This is a genomic window from Spirilliplanes yamanashiensis (assembly GCF_016863475.1).
GTDB lineage: Bacteria > Actinomycetota > Actinomycetes > Mycobacteriales > Micromonosporaceae > Spirilliplanes > Spirilliplanes yamanashiensis.
On record NZ_BOOY01000032.1, the window covers coordinates 152,084 to 173,109 of the forward strand.

Genomic DNA, 21,026 nt, shown 5'->3' on the forward strand with positions numbered 1-21,026 from the left:
GAGCCTCCCTGATCCACTCCCCCGAGCTTATCGCCGGGCACGGGGTGCCGATCAGGACAGCATGCGGGTGACGGTCCTCGGCAACCTGGCGGTGGTGGACGCCGACGGCCGCGCCGTGCCCGCCGACCGGCTGCCGCGCCGCGCCCGGCAGGTGCTCGGGGTGCTGGCCGCCCGGCACGACCGGGTGCAGGGCAAGGACGCGCTCGCCGACGCCGTCTGGGGCGGCGAGGGGCTGCCCGGCAACCACGCCGCCGCCCTGGAGCACTACGTGTCGCTGCTGCGCCGCACCCTGCAGCCGGGGGTGCCGCCGGCCCGAACGTTCATCGTGACCCGCGGCGGCGGCTACCTGTTCGACACCGGGCGCGCCGCCCTGGACCTGGCGGAGCTGCGCGACCTGGTGCGCCGGGCCGACGCGGGCGAGCCGGCCGCGCACGACGGGGTGCTGGAGCTGGCCGCCGACCTGCCGTTCGCGGAGGACCAGTACGCCGACTGGGCCGACGCCGTCCGCCAGGAGGTCCGCGCCGCCGTGCTGGCCGCGTGGCTGCACGTGGCCGAGCAGGCGCTGCCCGCCGACCCGGCGCGGGCGTCGCGGCTGGCGCTGCGGGCGGTGGACGCGGACCCGTACAGCGAGCGTGCCTACCGCGCCGCCATCGCGGCGGCCGCCGCCCTGGGCCGCCCCGACGACGCCCTGCGCCTGTACGAGCGCTGCCGCCGGATCCTGACCGACGAGCTGGGCGTGCCGCCGTCGCCGGAGCTGCTGCGGCTGCGCGGCGACCTGCTGCGCCCGGCCGCGCCCCGGCCGACGGCGTTCCTGGGCCGCGAGGTGGAGACGACGCTGCTGCTGGGCGACGCGGCGCCGCCGGTCGCGCACATCGTGGGCCCGGCGGGCGCGGGCAAGTCGGCGCTGCTGCGCCACCTGGCCGCGGTGGCCCCCGACCGGGTCCGCCCGGTGGACGCCGCCGCGGGCGCGGCGGGGACAGCCGGCAGCGCGGGCCCGGGCGGCGCCGCGGACGCGACCGGCACGGGCGCCGAGACCGCGCCGGACGGCACGGGCGCCGAGACCGCGCCGGACGGCGGCGCGGCCGGCGGGGCGCTGGACTCTCTCCCGGCGGCGGTCGTGCTGACCGTCGACGACGCCGACCGGCTCGACGACGCCGGGGTGGCCGCGCTCGCCGCCGTGCTGCGCCGCGACCCCGCCGCCCGGCTGGTGCTCGCCTACCGCTACCCGTCCGTGGCCGCCGCCGGGCCGCTCGCCGTGCTCGGCTCGCCGCTGGTGGTGCGGCTCGCGCCGCTGAGCGCCGCCGAGCTGGGCGACGCCGCGCTGGCCGAGGCCACCGGCGGCATCCCCGCGCTGGTGGCGGCCGCCGGGCTGCCCGCCGCGACGGCGGCGACGGTGGCGCCGCACATCGCCGTCCAGGTCGCCCGCGACCGCACGAGGTGGATGCCGCCCGCCGCGTGGGAGGTGCTGCGCGCCTGCGCGGCGCTGGGACCGCTGCGCGTGCCGGACCTGGCCGCGGTGGTGGACGCGCCGGTGGCCGAGCTGGTCCGGTCCGTCGACCAGCTGGTCCACGCGCACCTGCTGCGCGAGGACGACGGCGACCGGGTGGCGCACCGCAGCACCATGGTCCGCGACGCGGTGGGCGCGCAGGTGTCCGTGGTGGCGCGGCGGCACCTGGCGGGCCGGCTTCAGCCGCCCGCCCGGTACGCCTCCCCGGCGGCGGTGGGGGTGTCGGCGTCCCGGTACAGGCCGAACGCGGCCGAGTCGCCGACGGCGGGCAGCCCGAACCAGGCGTAGCGCTGGACGTACGGCAGCTTCTCCAGCATCGCCGTCGAGCCGGTGATGAACGCGGTGAGCTGCTGCGTGCCCGGGTACTTGGGCGAGCCGGCGAAGTTGATCAGGCCGTACTCGGTGAGCCAGATCGGCTTGCCGTAGCGGCGGTGCACGGCGTCCAGGTAGTCGCGCAGGTGGCCGACGGCGGCGGCGCTGAAGTCGGAGCCGTACCAGTGCACGGTGATGAAGTCGACGCGCAGGCCGCGCTGCTCGGCGCCGGTCATGAACCGGTCGAGCCAGCCGCCGGGGGTGTCGCCGCCGAAGGCGACGGCCGGGCTGCCCAGCCGCATGCCGGTCGACTCGAGCCGCGGCCACAGGTCGAGGGCCTGCTCGACGGACATCTCGGCCTGCCCGGCGAGGTCGGGCTCGTTGAAGCCGAGCAGCACGTCGCCCTCCCGCTTCGCCTGGGCCAGGGTGGCGTCGGTGACGTTGGCCCTGCCCCAGATCATGGGGACGAACTCGACGCCGTCCGGGCCGGGCATGGAGTCGTTGGTGGCCGACCAGTTGTAGTACCAGCCGGCGCCGACGTCGGCGAGCGCGCCCTTGACGCCCGCGAACTCCCAGGTGCTGACGCCCTTCTTGGCGCTGGTGGCGGCGGCGTCCGGGGTGGCGGGCGCGGCGGGCGCGGTGGCGGAGCGCGACGCGCTCGGCGACGGGGTGGCCGACGGGGTCGCCGACGGCGAGGGCGCCGCCGACGGGCCGGCGGGGGCGCTGACCGGGGCGGGCGCCTCGGCGGCGAACGCGGGGGTGGGCGCGGGCGGGCCGGCGCGCAGCGCCACGGCGGCGACGACGGCCACGGCGAGCACGCCGGCGGCCGACCCGGCGACGGCGAGGGCGGACCCGCCGAAGATGCCGGTCGCGGCGGCGGCGTGGGCGCCCCCGGCCCCGGCGACCGCCGTGCCGGAGGAGACGCCGGCCGACGACGAGACGGCGACCGTGGACAGGCTCGCCGTGGACGAGACGGTGGCCGAGGACAGGGCGGCCGACGACGCGGCCGACTCCAGCAGCCCCGGCGGGACCGCCACCAGCGCCAGCCCGACCAGCAGCCGATCGGTGGCGACCAGGCCCTCCCACGCCTTCGCGCAGTGCGCGCAGTCGCGGGTGTGCCGGGCGAACCGCTTGCGCCACAGCGGCTCGGGGCGGCCGTCCCAGCGGGCGGCGATGAGCAGCAGGTCCGGGCAGCCCGGCCGGGCCTCCAGGGCGCGGACCACGGCCCGGGCGGTGTCGAGCTGCGCCTTCATCCGCTGCACCCGCACGGCGACGTGCTGGCGGGGCTGGTCGACGGCGGCCACGACGTCGTCGCGGGTGAGCCGGCCCGCGGCCTCCAGCCACCACAGCGCGAGCAGCTCGCGGTTGTCCTCGTCCAGCCAGCGGGTGGCCAGGGCGGTCTCGCGCCGCTGCCCGGACAGCTCCAGGCGGGCGACGGTCAGGTCGGCGAAGTCGGCGCCCGGGTCGACGGGCTCGTCGGGGAACGTGTCGACGTCCTGGCGGGCCCGGTGCCGGTCGCGCACCTGCCGGACGGCGATCGCGACCAGCCAGGACCGGTAGCTCTCGGGGTCGCGCAGCGTGCCGAGGCGCCGCAGGACCCGCAGCATCGTCTCCTGGACGACGTCGTCGGTGTCGGCGTGGCCGCCGAGGGCGTGCCCGACCACCGTGTAGACGAGCGGCAGGCTCTGCGCGACGAGCCGGTCGACGGCGGCCGGGTCGCCGGCCTGGGCCGCGACGACCGTACGGGCGTCGGGTGTCTGGTCTGCCATGACGGGACGGCACCTCTCCTCGTGCGACGGATCGTGACCGACGCACCGCTCGGCGGCGCCGTGCGTCCGGTCAGGAGACGCCCGTCATCAAACCCGATAACCGAAACCGGCGGAAGGGCCAGGTCAACGGCGTTGCCCGAACGCCCCCTCAGGCGCCGGCGGCCGGCCGGGGCAGCCGGCGCAGCCGGAGGAACTGGGTGAGGCCCTGGGCGTCCTCGTTGGCGATGAACGCGCCGCGGGCGTTGACCAGCACCTCGTCGGCGTGCTCGATGCAGGCCCACGCGGTGTCGCCCCACGAGTCGGCGAGCTTCACGTCGGCGTCGGCGGGGCACACGGCGCCGCCGGACAGCCCGATCTGGCAGCGCTGGGCGGCGCCGCCGCGCCGGGAGACGGCCTCGGCGGCGGCGCGCAGGCCGTCGCGGGCGCCGGGCACGCCGGGCCGGCCGTCGGCCGTGGGCAGGGCGGTGGGCTGGCCGAGCATGATGCCGTGGCCGTCGGGGTCGGTGGCGCGGGCCTCGCCGCCGGGGGCGTGGTCGGGGTAGCCGAGGTGCTCGGCCGCGTAGCCGGCGCCGGTGAGGGCCGCCAGGACCGGGTCCAGCTCGGTCAGCAGCACGTAGAGGACCGCCGGGCCGGAGTCGGGCTGCGGTTCCTGGGCGCCGGTGGCCAGCATGACGGACAGCTCGCCCGACTGCAGCAGGGTCCAGGCCCAGCCGTCCCCGGTGCCCTCGGCGGCCACGCTGAAGCCGAGCAGCTGGTAGAACGCCTGCGCTCGCGCTTGATCGGCGACGTAGACCACGGGGACGACGGACCGCACCTCGGACGACATGGTGGCACCGTACCGGTCGGCGGGCCGGTGCCCCGCGCCACGCCGGGGATTAGGGGGTGCCACCGGCGGGCACAACACGGGTACGGGGTTCACGGTAGGAGAGGGGCACACGCGATGCGGATGTCGGTCCGGCTGAATCTGCCGCGCGAGGTGAACAGCGTGCCGGCGGTTCGCCGCCTGCTGCGCTGTGCGCTGTCGCTGCTGCACGTGGACCGTCAGGACGGCGCCGACCTGGAGATCGCGCTGACCGAGGCGTGTGCCAACGTCGTCAAGCACGCCGACGGCGCGGACAAGTTCGAGGTGCTGCTCGACGTCGCCGACGACGGCTGCGCCATCGAGGTGGTCGACCAGGGTTCCGGGTTCGACGCCGCCGCCGCGAGCGCCGCCGTCGCCGCCCCGGACCACGACCGGGGCCGCGGGCTGTTCCTGATCCGCGCGCTGAGTGACAACGTGCGGATGGACAGCAGCCCGCGCCGCGGCAGCCTGATCCACTTCGAGAAGCGGTTCACCTCGGTGGGCGGGACCGCCCCGGCCTGCTGAGGAGCACGGAGGTCTCTCCGACCGGGTCCGCGGTCGACGGCCCGGGGCGACCTATCATGCTTGCCCTACGGCAAACGTGTGAAGGAGAGGCATGACCCATCCCGATGTCGGGACGCAGCTCCGGGCGGCGGCGCCGGACCGCCTGGCGGAAGCGCTGCGCGACCACCTCCAGAAGGAGTGCGGGACCGGCCGCGTGGAGATCCTGCTCCCCGACTACCAGCTCAGCGGCCTGTGGCCCGTGCTGGGCGGGGACGCGGTGCCCGACCGGGAGGCCGCCAACCGCTGCTTCTCCAGCCAGCAGATCGTCGCCAGCCGGCGCACCGGCGGGGAGGGCCTGCTGCACGTGCCCCTGTCGGCCTGGGGCGAGCGCGTCGGCGTGCTGGTCGTCGAGCCCGGCCCGGCCGGCCCGGAGGCGCTGCGCTCCGCCGCCGACGTGTTCGCGGTGGCGCTGAGGGCCGCCGAGAGCGTCACCGACCGGTACCGCCGGGTGCGCCGCCGGGCCCGCCTGACGATGGCTGCGGAGCTGCAGTGGGACCTGCTGCCGGGGCGCTGCCTCGGCGACGAGCGCTTCACCCTGGCCGGGCAGCTGGAGCCCGCCTACTCGGTGTGCGGCGACCACTTCGACTGGGCGCTGGAGGGCGACCGGCTCACCGTCACCGTGCTCAACGGCTTCGGCGAGGGCATGGACGCCGCCCTGCTGACCGCGGTGGCGGTCAACGCCATGCGCAACGCCCGCCGCTCCGGCGCCAACATCGTCGAGCAGGCCGAGCTGGCCTCCGAGGCGGTGTACGCCCGCTTCGGCGGCACCCGGCACGTCGCCACCCTGCTGCTGGAGGTCAACCTCGCCACCGGCGCGGTCGAGGCCGTGGACGCCGGCTCCCCCAAGGCCGTGGTGGCCCGCGACGGGCTGGTCCGGATGCTGGACCTGGAGCAGCAGCTGCCGGTCGGCATGTTCGGCGACGCCCGCTACGAGATCCAGCGGCTCGCCCTGGAGCCGGGCGACCGGATGCTGGTCATCAGCGACGGCGTGCACAACGCGACCCCGGCGGGCCGGGCCCCGTACGGCGACGCCGCGCTCGCGGCGGCCGTCCGGCGGACCCGCCTGCAGCCCGCCGCCGATGCCATCGGCACGGTCATGCGCAGCCTGGAGGAGTACCACGCGGGCAGCGAGCCGACCGACGACGCGGTGATCGTGTGCCTCGACTGGGCCGGCCCCGCCCTGGTGTCGCGGGTGTGATTACGCTCCGCCACGGGGTAACGTGATCGGCCACGATGTGCGTTGTCCGATCGGCGCGGTAAGGACGACATGGAGCGGGTCACGGACCATGCGGCGGCGGTGGAGTCGGCGGTCGAGTCACTGCTGGCGGTCCTCGACGCTGCCCGCCTCGCCCAGTCGCCGGCGGTCCCGCCGACGCAGCTGCGGGTGCTGCTGATCGTCGCGGCCGCCGAGCAGACCAACATGAACCGGCTGGCCGAGGCGCTGGACGTGGTCCCGTCGTCGGCCAGCCGGCTGTGCGACCGCCTGGAGGCGACCGGCCTGCTGCGCCGGGTGGTCGACCCGCGCGACCGCCGCGAGGTGCGCCTGGAGCTGACGCCGGCCTCCCGCCAGCTGCTCGACGACCTGCGGGAGCGGCGCCGGCTGGCGCTGGCCGAGGTGCTCGACCGGATGCCGCCGGGCGCCCGCCAGGACCTGGTGCGCGCGCTGCAGGCGTTCGACGCCGCCGCCCGGCGCGACGAGCCGGCCGAGCCCGGCCTGCGCACCGCCTGATCCGCGCCGCGATACGGTCCGGCGATGCGTATCGGCATCGTGATCCTGCCCGACCAGCGCTGGGCCGTGGCCCGGCGCCGCTGGCAGCTGGCGGAGCGGTACGGCTTCGACCACGCCTGGACCTACGACCACCTGGGCTGGCGCGACCTGGCCGACGGCCCGTGGTTCGACGCGGTGCCCACGCTGACGGCCGCCGCCACGGTGACGTCGCGGATCCGCCTCGGCACGTTCGTCGCGTCGCCGAACTTCCGCCACCCGGTCCACCTCACCCGCGAGGTGACGGCGCTGGACGACATCTCCGGGGGGCGGGTCCTGCTCGGCCTGGGCGCGGGCGGCGGCGGGTTCGACGCCACGGTGCTGGGCTCCCCGGAGCCCACCCCGCGGCAGCGGGTGGACCGCTTCGCGGAGTTCCTGGAGCTGCTCGACGAGCTGCTGCGCGGCGACCCGGTCACCCGCCGCGGCGCCTACTTCTCGGCCGTGGACGCGCGCAGCCGCCCGGGCTGCGTGCAGACGCCGCGGGTGCCGTTCGTGGTGGCGGCGAACGGGCCGCGGGCGATGCGGCTGGCGGCGCGGTTCGGCGACGGCTGGGTGACCACCGGCGGAGCGGGGGTGTCCGCGGGTGGTCACGCCGCCGACAGCGCCGGGGCGTGGTGGGAATCGGTGGCCGCCAACGCCCGGCGGTTCGACGAGGCGCTTGCGGCGGCCGGTCGCACCGGGGCCGTCGACCGCTACCTGACGCTGGACGCGGGGCCCGTCTACTCGCTGTCGAGCGTGGCCGCGTTCACCGACGCGGTCGGCCGGGCCGCCGCGCTCGGATTCACCGACGTGGTCGTCCACTGGCCCCGGGAATCGAGCTGGTACGCCGGCGACGAGGCAATCCTGGAAAGCGTGGCGGCGCTGCTGCCGGAACTGCGCGGAACGTGATCGGTTCCTGATCGGACGGTGCGCGCGGCCGTCCGCCCGGGCCCGGATGTGCGCCGGATACAGAACGCGCCGCCCCCGGCCCGGGCGGCAATGCCCGGCGGGGACGGCGCGGCCGAATGCGCGATCCGGCGATCCTGGTGCGGAATGCGGACCACCCGGCGGCGCCGGGAAGTCCGCGAACGGTCAGCGGCCGTGGGTGGCCCGGAACGCGTCGATGACGTTCTGCGGGATGCGGCCGCGCTCGCTCACCTGGTGGCCGTTCTGCACGGCCCATTCCCGGATCGCGCGGTTCTGGTCCCGGTCGCCGCCCGCACGGCCCGTGGACGAGGCCGGACGCCCGGCGGACCGGGCCGCCGCACCCCGGCCGACCCGGGTGCCCGCCGCGATGAACGGGTCCAGCGCCTTGCGCAGCTTTCCCGCATTGGCGTCGGAGAGGTCGATCGTGTAGTTGGTTCCGTCGAGGCTGAACTCGACGGTGCGATCCGCCGGCTTTCCGTCCAGGTCGTCGATCAGAGTGGTGATTACCTGCCGCGCCATGACAACTCCTGAAGCCATTCAACGAGAGCCGAGTCGAGTCTCCCCCGGCCAGAACGGGAGACGCAACTTTTCCCGCGGAACTTTACACAGATCGCCAGAGGGTTGTTTGTATTAGGGTCCCCGGTTCGATCCCCGTCCAGTATTCGGTACGGAAATGTGCGCGACACGCCGGGAGAAAGGGCCCGGTAGAGTCGCGGTGTGGCTGAACCCCCGTCCTGGGCCGAGCAGCGCCGGCAGGCCGTCGCCGGGCATGCCGCGGCGCTCGAGGCCGCCCGCGCGGCCGAGGCCGCCGAGGGCCGCGCCCTGATCGCCGACTTCGTGCGCCGCGCCGCGGCGGCCGGCCTGGAGCCGGGCCCGCTGGCCGCCCGGGCGCTCAGCGGCGGGGCGACGTACCGCACGGCGCTGCGGGGCTGGTACCTGAAGTCGAACCGGTCGGTGGCGGTGGGCGCCGACGGCGGCTACTACGTGCTGTCGGTGCCGCCGTCGCTGCGCGCGCGGCTGCGCGGCGCGGCCGTGGAGCCGTCCGACCCGCGGCTCGTGGTGGGCGCGGGCGGCGGCGACGGGGAGTCCGTACCCCTGAAGGAGTTGCTGGAGCGGCGGCTGACGCTGCCCGCCCGCTGGCCCGGGTGACCCGCCCCTGGGAACCGCGCCGCGCCGCCGCTAATCTGGCCCGGATGACCCGACGGCTCGCGGCGACCACCGCCGCTGCGGCGCTCGCGTTCGCGCTGCCCGCAGCGACTCCCGTCCATGCCTCCGCCGCACCGGCGGTGGTACCGGCGGTGGCACCGGCGGTGGCACCGGCGGCGCCCGCACCGGCGGCCGCGCTGCGCGCCGACGTGCCGTGCCCGCGGGTGAAGGCGAACCCGCTGCCGAGCCGGCCGCCGAAGCCGCGCCCGCCCGCCGCCGACCCGGTGCTGCGCCAGGTGGGCGGGGCCGGGCTGGACACCGACGGTCTGGTCGTGCCGGAGGGCGCGCCCGCCCCGCCGAAGCTGACGGCCGCGTCGTGGCTGGTCGCCGACCTGGACACCGGCGCGGTGCTCGGCGGCTGCGGCCCGCACGTGCGCGGCACCCCGGCGAGCGTGCAGAAGCTGCTGCTGGCCGCCACCGTCATGCCGCGGCTCGACCCGGACCGCAAGGTGACCGTCACCCGCGAGGACCTGGCGTTCGAGCCGGGCAGCTCCGCGGTCGGCCTGCTGGAGGGCGGCCGGTACACGGTGCAGACGCTGTGGCTGGGCCTGCTGCTGCAGTCCGGCAACGACGCCGCGAACGTGCTGGCCCGCCTCGGCGGCGGCGACGGCGGCCTGCCCGCCACCATCGACGCCATGAACGCCGAGGCCCGGCGGCTCGGCGCGTTCCAGACGCACGCCGTCACGCCGTCCGGGCTCGACGGGCCGGGGCAGTTCACCAGCGCCTACGACCTGGCGCTGATCGCCCGGGCGTGCTTCGCCGTCGACGGCTTCCAGGACTACGCGCTGACCCGCAACACCCAGATCCCCGCCCAGCCGCAGAAGAAGAAGGGCGGGTTCCAGATCCAGAACGAGAACAAGCTCGTCTTCAACTACCCGGGGGCGCTGGGCGGCAAGACCGGCTTCACGCAGCTCGCCCGGCACACCTACGTCGGGGCCGCGGAGCGCGACGGCCGCCGCCTGGTCGCCACCGTGCTCGGCGCGGAGGCGCGCCCGCTGCGCGGCTGGGAGCAGGGGGCGGCGCTGCTCGACTGGGGCTTCTCGCTGCCGGCCGACGCCCGCGTGGGCGAGCTGGTGCCGCCCGGCACGAACGACGAGCCGGCCACCGGCGCCACGGCGTCGGAGCCGCCGGCCGGGTCGACGCCCCTGCGGGCGCCCGCCGCGGCGTCGAGCGCCACGTCGTTCACGCTGCACCCGGCGGCCATGGCGGCCGTCGCGGCGGCGCTGGCCGCGGCCCCGCTGTCGCTGCTGCTGCTCAACCGGCGCCGCCGGTACGGCCGCCGGCCCCGGTTCCGCCGCGCGGTGCGCTGACCGGCCCAGCGGGTCAGGCTCAGCGGGTCAGGCTCAGCGGGTCAGGCCCAGAGCACCCCGGCCAGCCACAGCGCGGCGACGCCCAGCGCGGCGGTGAACTCGACCGCCATCGACAGCCCCACGGCGCCCAGCGCGCCGCGCGTCGACGGCCACGCCTGGGCGAAGCCGCCGAGCCGGGCCCGCTCGGCCAGCAGCACGCCGCCGACGAAGCCGATCGGCAGGCCGATCACCGGCACCACGAAGAACCCGGCGACGCCGAGCAGGCCGCCCGCCGCCAGTGACCACGCCGGCACCCCGGTGCGGGTCAGCCGGCGGCCGGGCCACAGGTACTTCACCAGCACCCCCGCGCCGGCGACCAGGGTGGCCAGGATCAGCACCAGCCAGCGGCCGCCGCCCGCGTCGCCCAGCAGCGCCCATAGCAGCACCCCGCCCCAGCACAGCAGCAGGCCGGGCAGCACGGGGATCACCACCCCGAGCACACCCACGAGGACGGCCAGGCCGCTGAGGAGCGTGACGGTCGAGCCGGTGTCGGTGAGATCCACGTCTCACAGCCTGCCCGAGCGGGGCAAGCGACGCATCGGCCGCCCCGGCAACCCCTCAACCGGGCCCCCGCCGGGCCGACAGGTGCGGGCGTACCCGACGCCGCGCATTCCCGGAGGTTCCCCGTCATGGCCCGCTTCGCCCCGTCCGCCCGCCGGCGGATCGTCCGCGCCGGCCTCGCCGTGGCCGCCCTGGTGGTCGTCGCCGTCGGCGGCACGTTCCTCGCCTCCTCGCCGGCCACGGCGACGTGGACGACGTTCGAGGCGAAGGCGTCGTGCGACTGCGTCGTGAAGCAGGGCGACCGGTACAAGGCCGTGTTCGGCTACTCCAACACCTCCGACAAGATCGGCCGCTTCGAGGCCGGGCAGTACAACACCGTCAGCGGCTCGACCGGCACCAAGGTCGTCACCCGGTTCGAGCCGGGCACCCACAAGGCCGCGTTCGCGTCCGGCTGGGTCAACAAGGACCAGGTCGTCACCTGGACGATCGGCTCGCAGCGGGTCGTCGCGAACTGGAACAAGCCCACCTGCGGCCCCTCGGTCAGCCTGCCCGCCGACGGCAACGGCTCCGGCCCGGTCATCGCGCTGGCCGCCAGCCTGCTCATCGCGGCCGGCGTCGTGCTCACCCGCCGGTTCCGCATCAAGCCGCTGGGGTCGTGATGCGCAGCGTGCTGGCCATCGGGGCGCACCCCGACGACATCGAGCTGGGCTGCGCGGGCACCCTCGCCGCGCACCGGGCCGCCGGCGACGCCGTCACCATGCTGGTGCTCACCGGCGGGCAGAACGGCCCCGGCACCGACGCCGAGCGCCGCGCCGAGACCGAGGCGGCCGCCCGCGCCCTGGACTGCCTGCTCGTCTGGGGCCGGCTCGCCGACTGCGCCATGCAGCCGGACACCGCCACCATCGCCCTCATCGAGAGCGTGCTGGAGAGCGTCGACGCCGACGTCGTGTACGTGCACGCGCCGGACGACTCGCACCAGGACCACCGGGCCGCCGCCGCGGCCACCCTGTCGGCCGCCCGGCACAGCTCGCGGGTGCTGCACTACCGCAGCCCGTCGACGGTGCGCTTCGAGCCGACCGTGTACGTGGACATCTCGGCGCACCTGCCGCGCAAGCTCGCCGCCCTGGCCTGCCACCGCAGCCAGGTCGAGGGCTCGGCGATGGTGGAGCCCGACGTCGTGGCCGCCTCCGCCCGGCACTTCGGCGCGCAGGCGCGCGTCCGCTACGCCGAGGCGTTCGCGCCGGCCCGGTTCGTCTGGGACCTGCTGCCCGTGCCCGTCCTGCCCGTCGCCGAACCCGTGGCCCCCCTCGTCCCCGCGCCCGCGTTCGCGCGGGTCGCGGCGTGGTGACGCGGGCGCCGTCCTCCTCCTTCCCGGGGCGGCGCCGCGCCGCCCGTGCCGCCCGTGCCGAGCACCACCGGCCCGCCCTCGCCGCCTACGCGGTGCTGTTCGCCGCCGCGGTGGCGCTGTTCGGGATCGACCCCGTGCTGGGCGCGATCGCCACCGTCCTCAACGTCGTCTTCCTGCTGTTCTTCTTCCGGCACCTGGCCTTCGCGATCTCGGCCGCCCGGTGGGCGGAGCGGGACCTGGCGGCGCCCACCGTCGGCGCCGAGTCGTTCACGCCGACTATCGCCGTGCTCGTCGCGTGCAAGGACGAGGAGCTCGTCGTCGACGGCATGGTGGCGGCGCTGCTCGCGCTGGACTACCCGCACGAGGCGATGACCGTGGTCGTCGTCGACGACGCGTCCACCGACGGCACCGGCGCCCGGCTGGACGCGTGGGCGGCCGCCAGCCCGCGGCTGCGGGTGCTGCACCGCGCCCCCGGCGCGGGCGGCGGCAAGTCCGGCGCGCTCAACGACGCCCTCGCCATGGTCGACGCCGACGTGGCGGTCATCTTCGACGCCGACCACCAGCCGGAGCGCTCGGTGCTGCGCCGGCTCGTGCGGCACTTCCGCGACCCCAACGTGGGCGCCGTGATGGGCCGCTGCGTGGTGCGCAACGGCGTCGAGTCGTCGCTGGCCTCCACCATCTTCATCGACTACCTGTCCGGCTACCTGGTCAACGAGTACGGCCGGCAGGCCCTGTTCGAGCTGCCCGCGTACGGCGGCGCGAACTGCGCGGTGCGCACCGACCTGCTGCACTCCCTGGGCGGCTGGAACCCGCACACCGTCACCGAGGACACCGACCTGACGCTGCGCGTGCTGCTCGGCGGGCACCGGGTGCGCTACGACCCGACCGCGGTCGACTTCGAGGAGGCCGTGCTGTCGTCGCGGCGGTTCTGGAAGCAGCGCTACCGCTGGGCGCGGGGGCACCAGAAGTGCCTGCGCGACTACTGGCGGCCGATGCTGGCCAGCCCGCACCTGACGCTCGCCCAGAAGGCCGAGACGATGCTGTTCCTCTGGGTCTACCACGTGCCGGTGCTGTGCGGGCTGGGCCTGCTGCTGATCTCGCTGCGCGCGTTCGGCATCGGCGGCACGTCGGGCATCACGCTGCTGCCGCTGTCGGCGCTGCTGTTCGCCGGGCCGTTCTGCGAGCTCGCGGTCGGGCTGCTGCTGGGCCGGGTGGAGCGGCGGGCCGCGTGGATGCTGGTCGGCTTCATCCCCGCGTTCGGGATGTCGATCCTGACCGCCACGGCCGCGTATCTCGACGGAATGTGGGGAAGGCGTTACAGCTGGTCGAAGACGGCGCGCTCCGGCGCGACGTCCGCGCCGGCGGCGCCGGTCCCGGCCGCCGCCGCGCCGGCCACGGCGACCGTCTCGTTCGCCCGGCGGGGGGTGGCGGCGTGAGCACGCTGGTGCACCGGCGGCTGGACCGCCGGCTCGACCGCACCCTCGCCCGCGCGGCGGGGCGGCCGGCCCCCGGCGGCACGACCGTGCGCCGGCACCTGGTGCTGCTGGAGATCGCGTTCGCGGTCGCCTGGTGCGCCGGCGGCTTCGCCCTGCTCATCGAGTGGGCGCGCAGGTTCGAGGTGGCGCTGGCCACCGGCGTGCTGGACGCGTTCGGGCTCGGCGGCCAGATCTCCGGCGTGCTCGGCGACGCGTTCCTGGTCTTCGGGCCGGACGGCTCGCCGGTGGTGGCCGAGATGAGCGCCTCCTGCTCGGCGCTGACCAGCGTGCTGGCCCTGTCCGCGCTGGCGGTCGTGGCGCTGCGCCGCCGCGCCCAGGTCGTCGTCGGCCTGGCCGCCGCGTGCGCGTTCGTGCTGTTCGCCAACCAGCTGCGGCTGATCCTGTCGCTGCTCGCCGGCCGGTACCTCGCGGTGGACGCGCTGGTGTTCTTCCACGACTGGGTGGGCGCCCTGCTCAACTTCGCCTACACCCTCATCGGACTGCTCATCATGATCGGACTGACGATGCACGACGCGCAGCAGGCGGAGCAGGACCGCACCGGCCGGCACACCGCGAACCGTCCCGACGCCTGGGCCCGCCCGGGCCTCGGCTACCGGGCGCCCGTGGCGGGCGCGCCGCAGGGCCCGCCAGTGCGGGTCGCCGCCTGGCTGCACCGGAACGTGCTGCCGGCGCCGGTGTCGCGGTGGCTGAACGCCCGCCGCGAGGCGCGCCGCGTCGACTACCGGGTGGGCCACCAGACCGCCGGGCGCCGCGCCGCCGCCGTGCGCGAGCTGGCCGGCCGCGGCCTGGGCGTGCACACCGCCACCCTGCTCGCGGTCGCCACCCACGAGACCGACCCGATCGTGCTGGACGCCCTCGCCGACGCCGTCGCCGCCCGCCAGTGGGAGCCGGTCAGCGCGAGGGACGTCGTCGCGCTGCGGCTGTGGGCGCGGGCGTGGCTGATGCGCGCGCCGGTGCGCCGCGACCTGCCCGGCGGCTCCGGCCGCCTCGTCGCCGTCACCGGCGCCGGCGGGCCCGCCGGGGTGGCGGTCATCCGCGCGCTGCAGGCCGCCGGCGACCACGTCGTCGCGCTGGACGCCAACCCCGACGCGGTCGGCCTGCGCCTGGGCGGCATCGCCGTCGTGCTCCCCCGCGCCGACGCGCCCGGGTACGCCGAGGCGCTGCTGGCCGCCGTCGCGGAGCACCGCCCAGCCGCGCTGGTGTGCACCGTCGCCGAGGAGTACGCGGCCCTGACCCCGCTGGCCGGCCGCCTCGCGGAGCTGGGCTGCCGCACCTGGCTGCCGTCGCCCGCCGCCGCCGAGACGTGCCTGGACAAGGCGGCGTTCGCGGCCGCCCTGCACGCCGCCGGCGTGCCGCACCCGGCGACCGTGCGCACCGCCCGCGAGGCCGCCCTGCTCGGCGGCCCGTGGGTGGTCAAGCCGGCCCGCGGCCGCGGCTCGCGCGACGTCGTCATGGTCGACCACTCGGCCGACCTGGACCACGCGTTCGCCGCCGTGCCCGGCGCCATCGCCCAGCCCCGGCTGACCGGCCTGGAGTTCACCGCCGACGCGCTCGTCGGCCGCGACGGCACGCTGCTGACGTGCGTGCCGCGCTGGCGCGACGAGACCCGCGGCGGCATCTCCACCCGCGGCACGACGTTCGACTCGGCGGCCGTCACGGCGGTCGTCGCGGCGACGCTGCGCGCCGTCGGGCACACCGGCCCGGCCAACGTGCAGGGCTTCGTGGCCGACCCCGAGCGGCTCGCCGCCGACCCGGAGGCGCCCGTCCGGGTGACCGTCGTGGAGGTGAACCCGCGCTTCTCGGGTGGATTGCCGCTGACGCTCGCATCCGGCGCCGACGTCGTGGGTACGTACGTGGACGGCATCCTCGACCCCGCCGCCGAGCTGCCCCGCCTGACCTTCCGCCCCGGCACCCGGATGGCCCGCTACTTCTCCGAGGTCTACTACGCGGCCGACGGCGCCGCCCTCCCCGATCCCCTGGCCGCCGCCCCCGCGGTTGCCCCGCAGTCCCCCGCGATCCTGGAAGAGGTGGCCCCATGATCCGTCAGTCCTGGCCCTCCCGCCCCGTCCGCCGGCACGTCCTGGTGCCCTTCGGCACCCGGCCCGAGGTGATCAAGCTGGCGCCCGTCGTCTCGGCCCTGCGCGCCGTCGGCCACCGGGTGACCGCCGTCGACACCGGCCAGCACGCCGACGCCGCGATGAGCGGGTTCCTGCAGGCCGAGCTGGGCCTCGCGGCCGAGGTGCGGCTCAGCCTGCCCGACGGCCCGGAACGCCAGGCCGCCCTGCTCGACGGCGCCGCCCGCACGCTGGCCGCGCACCGCCCCGACCTCGTGCTCGCCCTCGGCGACACCCACACCGTGCCCGCGTACGCGCTGGCCGCCCGCACCGCCGGCGTGCCGTTCGCGCACCTCGAGGCCGGCCTGCGCAGCTTCAACCTGCGCAGCGTCGAGGAGGTCAACCGCCGCGTCGCCGCCGCCACCGCCCAGCTGCACTTCGCCCCCACCGGGCGGGCCGCCGCGTTCCTGGCCGGCGAGGGCGTCGACGCGCGCCGGGTGGTCGTCGTCGGCAACCCGGTCGTGGACGCCCTGCAGCACCGCGGCGTGCTGCCCGTGCCGGCAGACCGGCGCCGCGGCGTGCTCGTCACCGCGCACCGGGCGTCGAACGTCGACGACCCGCAGCGGCTGGACCGGCTCGTCGGGCTCGTCGAGCGGCTGGCCGCCGGGACCGGGCCGGTCACCTTCCCCGTGCACCCGCGCACCGCCGACCGGCTGCGCGCCTGCGGCCTGCACGACCGCCTGGCCGCCGCGCCGGGCGTCACGCTGACCGACCCGCTGCCGTACGAGGAGCTGCTCACCGCCCTGGCCGCCGCCCGGGTGGTGGTGACCGACTCGGGCGGGCTGCAGGAGGAGGCCGCGTACCTGGGCGTGCCCGTGGTCGTGCTGCGCCGCTCCACCCCGCGCTGGGAGGGCGTCGAGTCGGGCGCCGCCGTGCTCACCGGCATCACCAGCGACGACGAGGCCGCCCGCGCGCTGGCCGCGGCGCAGCGCCTGGCCGCGCCGGACGCCCTCGCCCGGGTGGCGGCGCTGCCGTGCCCGTACGGCGACGGCGCCACCGGCCTGCGCGTCGCCGCGGTGCTCGCCGACCCGGCCACCGACGCCCTGCTGACCCTCGACGAGCCGGACTACACCGACGGCACCCGCCCGTGGCAGGTCGCGGCGTGACTCCCGCCGGCATCGTCGTCGACCTCGACGACACCCTCTACCCGCAGGCGGCGTACCTGGCCGGGGCGGCCCGCGCGGTCGGCCGGGCGGGCGGCGCCCTCGGGCTGGACCCGCTGCGGCTGGCCCGGCTGGTGCGCCGGCAGCTGGTCGCCGGGTCCGACGCGGGCGGCACCGTCGACCGGGCGCTGGCCGCCTACGGGGTGGCCGACCCCGCGCCGGTGCTGCCGGCGCTGGTCGCCGCGTTCGCCGGCTACCGGCCGCGCCGCCTGCCGCTCTACCCCGGCGCGGCCGAGGCGCTGGCCGCGCTGCGGGCCCGGTTCCCGGTGGTCTGCCTGACCGACGGCGACCCGGCGATCCAGCGGGCCAAGCTCGCCGCGACCGGCCTGACCGGCGCGTTCACCGCGGTGGTCATCACCGACGAGCTGGGCGGACGCGCCTGCCGCAAGCCGGACCCCGCCGGCCTGCTGCACGCCGCCGCGCTGCTCGGCGTCGGCGCCGCCGACCTGCTGGTCATCGGCGACCGCCCCGGCAAGGACGTCGCGGTGGCCGCGGCGCTCGGGGCGCGGTCGATCCGGGTGCGCACCGGCGAGCACTTCGCGGCGCCCAGCGTGCCGCGCGCGACCGCCGAGGCGGCCACCCTCGCCGGGGCGACGGAGCTGCTCCTGGCGGGTTGAGGTTATCCGGCTCGGATGCAACGGACCGGCAACCGAGCGTCACCGGAACACGGACCTGAGGTCACAGAGAGTTTCCCTTGTCAGCCGGTAGGGCCTGCGGGCCACCAGCACACGGGGGAACTTCAGCATGACGATCGCCACGACCGACCTGATCGAGACGACCGCCACGACCGGTGCCGCGAGCCCGCTGTCCGCGGCCGAGCAGGAGCAGCTCATCACCGCGCACATCCCGCTGGTGGGCCACATCGTGCGCGACATGCTGACCCGGGTGCCCAACCACGTGCACCGCGACGACCTCACCAGCGGCGGCCTGACCGCGCTGGTCACCGCGGCCCGGTCGTTCGACCCGGAGCGGGGCATCCCGTTCCACCGGTTCGCCACCACCCGCATCCGCGGCGCCCTGCTCGACGAGCTGCGCGCCCTGGACTGGGCCAGCCGCTCGGTGCGCAGCCGCGCCCGCCAGGCCGACACCGCCCGCGAGCAGCTCATGAACACCCTGGGCCGCACGCCCACCCCGGCCGAGCTGGCCGCCGCCCTCGGCACCACCGCCGACGACCTGCACAACACCAGCAACGACGTGCAGCGCGCGGTCGTGCTGTCGCTGCAGGGCTTCGCCGCCGGCACCGCCGAGGACATGGTCACCGAGCGCACCCCCGGCCCGGAGGAGACGCTGCTGCGCCGCGAGCAGATCGGCTACCTGCACCACGCCATCGAGGCGCTGCCGGAGCGGCTGCGCAAGGTCGTCGCCGAGTACTACCTCGACGAGCGGCCGATGACCGAGATCGCCGCCGAGCTGGGCGTCACCGAGTCGCGGGTGTCGCAGCTGCGCTCCGAGGCGCTCGCCCTGCTCAAGGACGGCATGAACGCCCAGCTCGACCCCGACCTGCTGGCCGCCCAGGAGCGCCCGGACGGCTGCGTGGCCAAGCGCCGGGCCAGCTACTACGCCAGCATCGCCGAGCGCTCGACCGTGCACTCGCGCCTGCAGCACACCACGCCGCAGGGCATGCCCGTCCGCTCCGCCGCCTGACCCGCCACGACGCCGCGCGCCCGCCCCTCCTACGCGGAGAGGGCGGGTGCCGGCGTCTCCAGCGCCGACAGCTCCTTCGGCAGCGCCGCGGTGTGCAGCACGCCGAGCCGGTTCGTCGTGCGGGTCACGGCGACGTACAGGTCGCTGAGGCCGCGCGGGGAGTCGGCCACGATGCGGTCCGGCTCCACCAGCAGCACCGCGTCGAACTCCAGCCCCTTGGCCTGCTTCACGCTCAGCAGCACCACCCGGTTGAGCAGGTCGGGCTGCTCGCCCACCGCCACGCCGGGCAGCGCCGCGGTCAGCGCCGGCGCCAGCTCGTCCACCAGGGCGGCCGGGACCACCACGCCGAGCCGGCCGGCGCCGATCGCCGCCGCCTCGGCCCGGGCCGCCGCCACCACCTCGGCGGCCAGGTCCGGCCCGGCGACGCGGCGCGCCCACGGGTCCACCCCGGCCGACCGGACCGCGGGGGCGCTGCCCAGCGCCGGGTCGATCGCCGCCAGCACGTCCGCCGCCACCGCCATCACCTCGGCCGGGGTGCGGTAGTTCACCGACAGCTCGGTGAGCCGCCAGCGGCTGCTCACGTACGGCTCGAACACGTCCGCCCAGCTGGTGGCGCCCGACAGGTCGGAGGTCTGCGCCACGTCGCCGACCACCGTCATCGACCGGCTCGGGCAGCGGCGCATCAGCAGCCGCCACGCCATCGGCGACAGCTCCTGCGCCTCGTCGACGATCACGTGGCCGAACGCCCAGGTGCGGTCGGCGGCGGCCCGCTCGGCGGCGGTGCGCCGGTCGGCCAGGGCGTGCCGCTCGGCGAACCGGCTGGCGCTGACCAGGTCGGTGGCGTGCAGCTGCTCGTCGCGCTCCTCGCCCTCGTCCTCGAACTCGTAGCTGCGCGAGCCGGCCGCGATCTCCAGCACGCCCTCGGCGTACTCGATGTCCTGCCGGCGGCGGCGCTCCGCCTCGGCCTCGGCGGCCGAGGTGTCCTCGCCGAGCAGCTCGGCGGCCTCGTCGAGCAGCGGCACGTCGGCCGGCGACCAGGCGTCGTCCGCGCGGTACAGGGCCGGGTCGGCGCCCGCCGCGGCCAGCCGCTCCGGCGCGCCGTACAGACCGGACAGCAGCTCCTGCGGCGTCAGCTCCGGCCACAGCTCGTCGGCGGCGGCCACCACCACGGGGTCGTCGCGCAGCTCGCGGCGGATCTCCGCCAGGTCGGCCTCGTCCAGCAGGTTCTCGCCGCCGAGCGGGTCGGCGCCGATGCGCTCGGCGACCACCTCGGACAGGGCGTGCACCACCTCGGTCAGGAAGACCGGCCGGGCCAGGTTGTGCGGGCGGCCGGTGCGCCGGGCCACCTCGCGCGCCGCCGCGACCCGCTCCGCGGGCACCCGCAGCTCGTAGCCGTCCACCTCGACCGCGAGGTCGGCGACGCGCTGCCGGTCGCGCACCGCGGCCGCGAGCACGCCGGTCATCGCGAGCCGGCCCTTGATCTCGGCGACGGTGTCCGGCTCGCTCGCGCGGGCCGTGACGCCCGGGAACAGCCCGCCCAGGGTGGACAGCAGCACACCCGTCTCGGCCAGCGACGGCAGCACCTGCGAGATGTAGCGCAGGAACGTGTCGTTGGGGCCGAGCACCAGCACGCCGTGCCGGGTGAGCTGGGCGCGGTGGGTGTAGAGCAGGTACGCGGCGCGGTGCAGCGCAACGGCGGTCTTGCCGGTGCCGGGCCCGCCCTGCACGACCAGCACCCCGGCCAGCGGCGAGCGGATCACCTCGTCCTGCTCGGCCTGGATGGTCTCGACGATGTCGCGCATCCGGCCGGTGCGGGCGGCGGTCAGCGCGGCCAGCAGCGCGGCCTCGCCGGTGACGTCCTCGCGGGCGCCGGACGCGCGGGCCGCGCCGAGGTCCAGCACCTCGTCGTCGACCCCGGTGACGCGGCGGCCGTGGGTGCGGATGTGCCGGCGGCGGCGCACGCCCTGCGGGGAGGCGGCCGTCGCCAGGTAGAAGGCGCGGGCGGCGGGGGCCCGCCAGTCGACCAGCAGCGGGTCGGCGTCGCGGTCCTCGGCGAGCAGCCCGATCCGTCCGATGTAGCGGGTGGCGGGCTCGCTCAGGTCCAGCCGGCCGAACAGCAGGCCCTCGCTGACGGCGTCGAGCTGGGCCAGCCGGTCGGCGTACAGGCTGGACGCCGACTCGCGCTGGGAGCGCTGCTGCGGGGTGCCGCCGGTCTCGCGCAGGCTCGCCGCCAGCCGGTCCTGGGCCTGGGCGCGCTCCGCCGCCAGCCGGCCGTACAGCAGGTCGAGGTACTCCTGCTCGGGTCCGATGTCGTCGGTCCGCTGCGTGTCGTGAGCGGAGCTTGACAAGACGCCTCCCGGTTGTGGTAACATCCGACGAGCAGCGGCCTGTACGGCCGCTTTTTTCGTGTGCTCGAACGCTCGAGCATAGCCGATCGGCCCGCCCCGTACGCCCGGGCGGCCGTCGCCCCCAGGGGTGACGGCCGTGGCGCGACTGTCGTTAATCCGTCAACGCTCCCGTGAGCCGTTACGCGAGACGGCC

General features: G+C 76.7%; 19 protein-coding genes. 14 read left to right on the forward strand and 5 right to left on the reverse strand.

What is annotated here, in order from left to right; all coding sequences use genetic code 11:
* Positions 1-61 precede the first annotated feature (61 nt).
* Positions 62-1,795, forward strand: a complete 1,734-nt coding sequence (locus Sya03_RS23240) for an AfsR/SARP family transcriptional regulator (RefSeq protein ID WP_203940493.1) — start codon at positions 62-64, stop codon at positions 1,793-1,795.
* Here Sya03_RS23240 and Sya03_RS23245 read toward each other — a convergent pair.
* Together Sya03_RS23245 and Sya03_RS23250 are read right to left on the reverse strand one after the other, a co-directional pair.
* On the reverse strand, positions 1,687-3,588 hold the full coding sequence (locus tag Sya03_RS23245; RefSeq protein WP_203940494.1) for a sigma-70 family RNA polymerase sigma factor: 1,902 nt from the start codon (positions 3,586-3,588) through the stop codon (positions 1,687-1,689). The genes Sya03_RS23240 and Sya03_RS23245 overlap by 109 nt on opposite strands.
* Positions 3,589-3,736: 148 nt before the next feature.
* Positions 3,737-4,414 (reverse strand): VOC family protein, encoded by a 678-nt coding sequence (locus Sya03_RS23250; RefSeq protein ID WP_203940495.1) that lies wholly within the window; start codon positions 4,412-4,414, stop codon positions 3,737-3,739.
* A gap of 120 nt (positions 4,415-4,534) precedes the next feature.
* Here Sya03_RS23250 and Sya03_RS23255 point away from each other — a divergent pair, with 120 nt between their 5' ends.
* The 4 genes from Sya03_RS23255 to Sya03_RS23270 all read left to right on the forward strand — a co-directional run bounded on the left by Sya03_RS23255 (position 4,535) and on the right by Sya03_RS23270 (position 7,646).
* Entirely contained in the window at positions 4,535-4,954 is a 420-nt protein-coding gene (locus Sya03_RS23255) for an ATP-binding protein (protein ID WP_343950379.1), read from the forward strand.
* Between the two features lie 91 nt (positions 4,955-5,045).
* Positions 5,046-6,191, forward strand: a complete 1,146-nt coding sequence (locus Sya03_RS23260) for a PP2C family protein-serine/threonine phosphatase (protein ID WP_203940497.1) — start codon at positions 5,046-5,048, stop codon at positions 6,189-6,191.
* A 69-nt stretch (positions 6,192-6,260) separates the two neighbouring features.
* A complete protein-coding gene (locus Sya03_RS23265) occupies positions 6,261-6,722 on the forward strand; it encodes a MarR family winged helix-turn-helix transcriptional regulator (protein ID WP_203940498.1) in 462 nt (153 codons plus the stop codon).
* A 24-nt stretch (positions 6,723-6,746) separates the two neighbouring features.
* Entirely contained in the window at positions 6,747-7,646 is a 900-nt protein-coding gene (locus Sya03_RS23270) for an LLM class flavin-dependent oxidoreductase (RefSeq protein ID WP_203940499.1), read from the forward strand.
* Positions 7,647-7,829: 183 nt separating this feature from the next.
* Here the strand turns inward: Sya03_RS23270 and Sya03_RS23275 are convergent, their stop codons facing one another.
* Positions 7,830-8,183: a histone-like nucleoid-structuring protein Lsr2 gene (locus tag Sya03_RS23275; RefSeq protein WP_203940500.1), complete on the reverse strand. Its 354-nt coding sequence runs from the start codon at positions 8,181-8,183 to the stop codon at positions 7,830-7,832.
* A 198-nt stretch (positions 8,184-8,381) separates the two neighbouring features.
* Here Sya03_RS23275 and Sya03_RS23280 point away from each other — a divergent pair, with 198 nt between their 5' ends.
* Both Sya03_RS23280 and Sya03_RS23285 read left to right on the forward strand, forming a co-directional pair.
* On the forward strand, positions 8,382-8,813 hold the full coding sequence (locus Sya03_RS23280; RefSeq protein ID WP_203940501.1) for a hypothetical protein: 432 nt from the start codon (positions 8,382-8,384) through the stop codon (positions 8,811-8,813).
* A gap of 44 nt (positions 8,814-8,857) precedes the next feature.
* Positions 8,858-10,180, forward strand: a complete 1,323-nt coding sequence (locus tag Sya03_RS23285) for a D-alanyl-D-alanine carboxypeptidase family protein (protein ID WP_203940502.1) — start codon at positions 8,858-8,860, stop codon at positions 10,178-10,180.
* 41 nt (positions 10,181-10,221) lie between these two features.
* Here the strand turns inward: Sya03_RS23285 and Sya03_RS23290 are convergent, their stop codons facing one another.
* Complete coding sequence (locus Sya03_RS23290; protein ID WP_203940503.1) at positions 10,222-10,722, reverse strand: DUF456 domain-containing protein; 501 nt, start codon at positions 10,720-10,722, stop codon at positions 10,222-10,224.
* Positions 10,723-10,848: 126 nt separating this feature from the next.
* Here Sya03_RS23290 and Sya03_RS23295 point away from each other — a divergent pair, with 126 nt between their 5' ends.
* From Sya03_RS23295 to Sya03_RS23325, 7 genes are all read left to right on the forward strand, one after another.
* Positions 10,849-11,379, forward strand: coding sequence for a hypothetical protein (locus tag Sya03_RS23295; protein ID WP_203940504.1), 531 nt, complete (start codon positions 10,849-10,851; stop codon positions 11,377-11,379).
* The gene (locus Sya03_RS23300) at positions 11,379-12,068 is read left to right on the forward strand and encodes a PIG-L deacetylase family protein (protein ID WP_203940505.1); all 690 of its coding nucleotides are present in this window, start codon (positions 11,379-11,381) and stop codon (positions 12,066-12,068) included. The genes Sya03_RS23295 and Sya03_RS23300 overlap by 1 nt, the downstream gene beginning before the upstream one ends.
* A complete protein-coding gene (locus Sya03_RS23305; protein WP_239107789.1) occupies positions 12,062-13,504 on the forward strand; it encodes a glycosyltransferase family 2 protein in 1,443 nt (480 codons plus the stop codon). Before Sya03_RS23300 ends, Sya03_RS23305 begins: the two co-directional genes overlap by 7 nt.
* Positions 13,501-15,603 carry an ATP-grasp domain-containing protein gene (locus Sya03_RS23310; protein WP_203940506.1) on the forward strand — a complete coding sequence of 701 codons (2,103 nt, stop codon included), beginning with the start codon at positions 13,501-13,503 and terminating at the stop codon, positions 15,601-15,603. Before Sya03_RS23305 ends, Sya03_RS23310 begins: the two co-directional genes overlap by 4 nt.
* The gene (gene wecB, locus Sya03_RS23315) at positions 15,600-16,784 is read left to right on the forward strand and encodes a non-hydrolyzing UDP-N-acetylglucosamine 2-epimerase (protein WP_203940507.1); all 1,185 of its coding nucleotides are present in this window, start codon (positions 15,600-15,602) and stop codon (positions 16,782-16,784) included. The genes Sya03_RS23310 and wecB overlap by 4 nt, the downstream gene beginning before the upstream one ends.
* Positions 16,781-17,458 (forward strand): HAD family hydrolase, encoded by a 678-nt coding sequence (locus tag Sya03_RS23320; RefSeq protein ID WP_239107790.1) that lies wholly within the window; start codon positions 16,781-16,783, stop codon positions 17,456-17,458. The genes wecB and Sya03_RS23320 overlap by 4 nt, the downstream gene beginning before the upstream one ends.
* Positions 17,459-17,585: 127 nt before the next feature.
* A complete protein-coding gene (locus Sya03_RS23325; RefSeq protein ID WP_203940508.1) occupies positions 17,586-18,485 on the forward strand; it encodes a sigma-70 family RNA polymerase sigma factor in 900 nt (299 codons plus the stop codon).
* Positions 18,486-18,514: 29 nt separating this feature from the next.
* Here Sya03_RS23325 and Sya03_RS23330 read toward each other — a convergent pair whose 3' ends face one another.
* Positions 18,515-20,857, reverse strand: a complete 2,343-nt coding sequence (locus Sya03_RS23330; RefSeq protein WP_203940509.1) for a HelD family protein — start codon at positions 20,855-20,857, stop codon at positions 18,515-18,517.
* Positions 20,858-21,026: the final 169 nt, after the last annotated feature.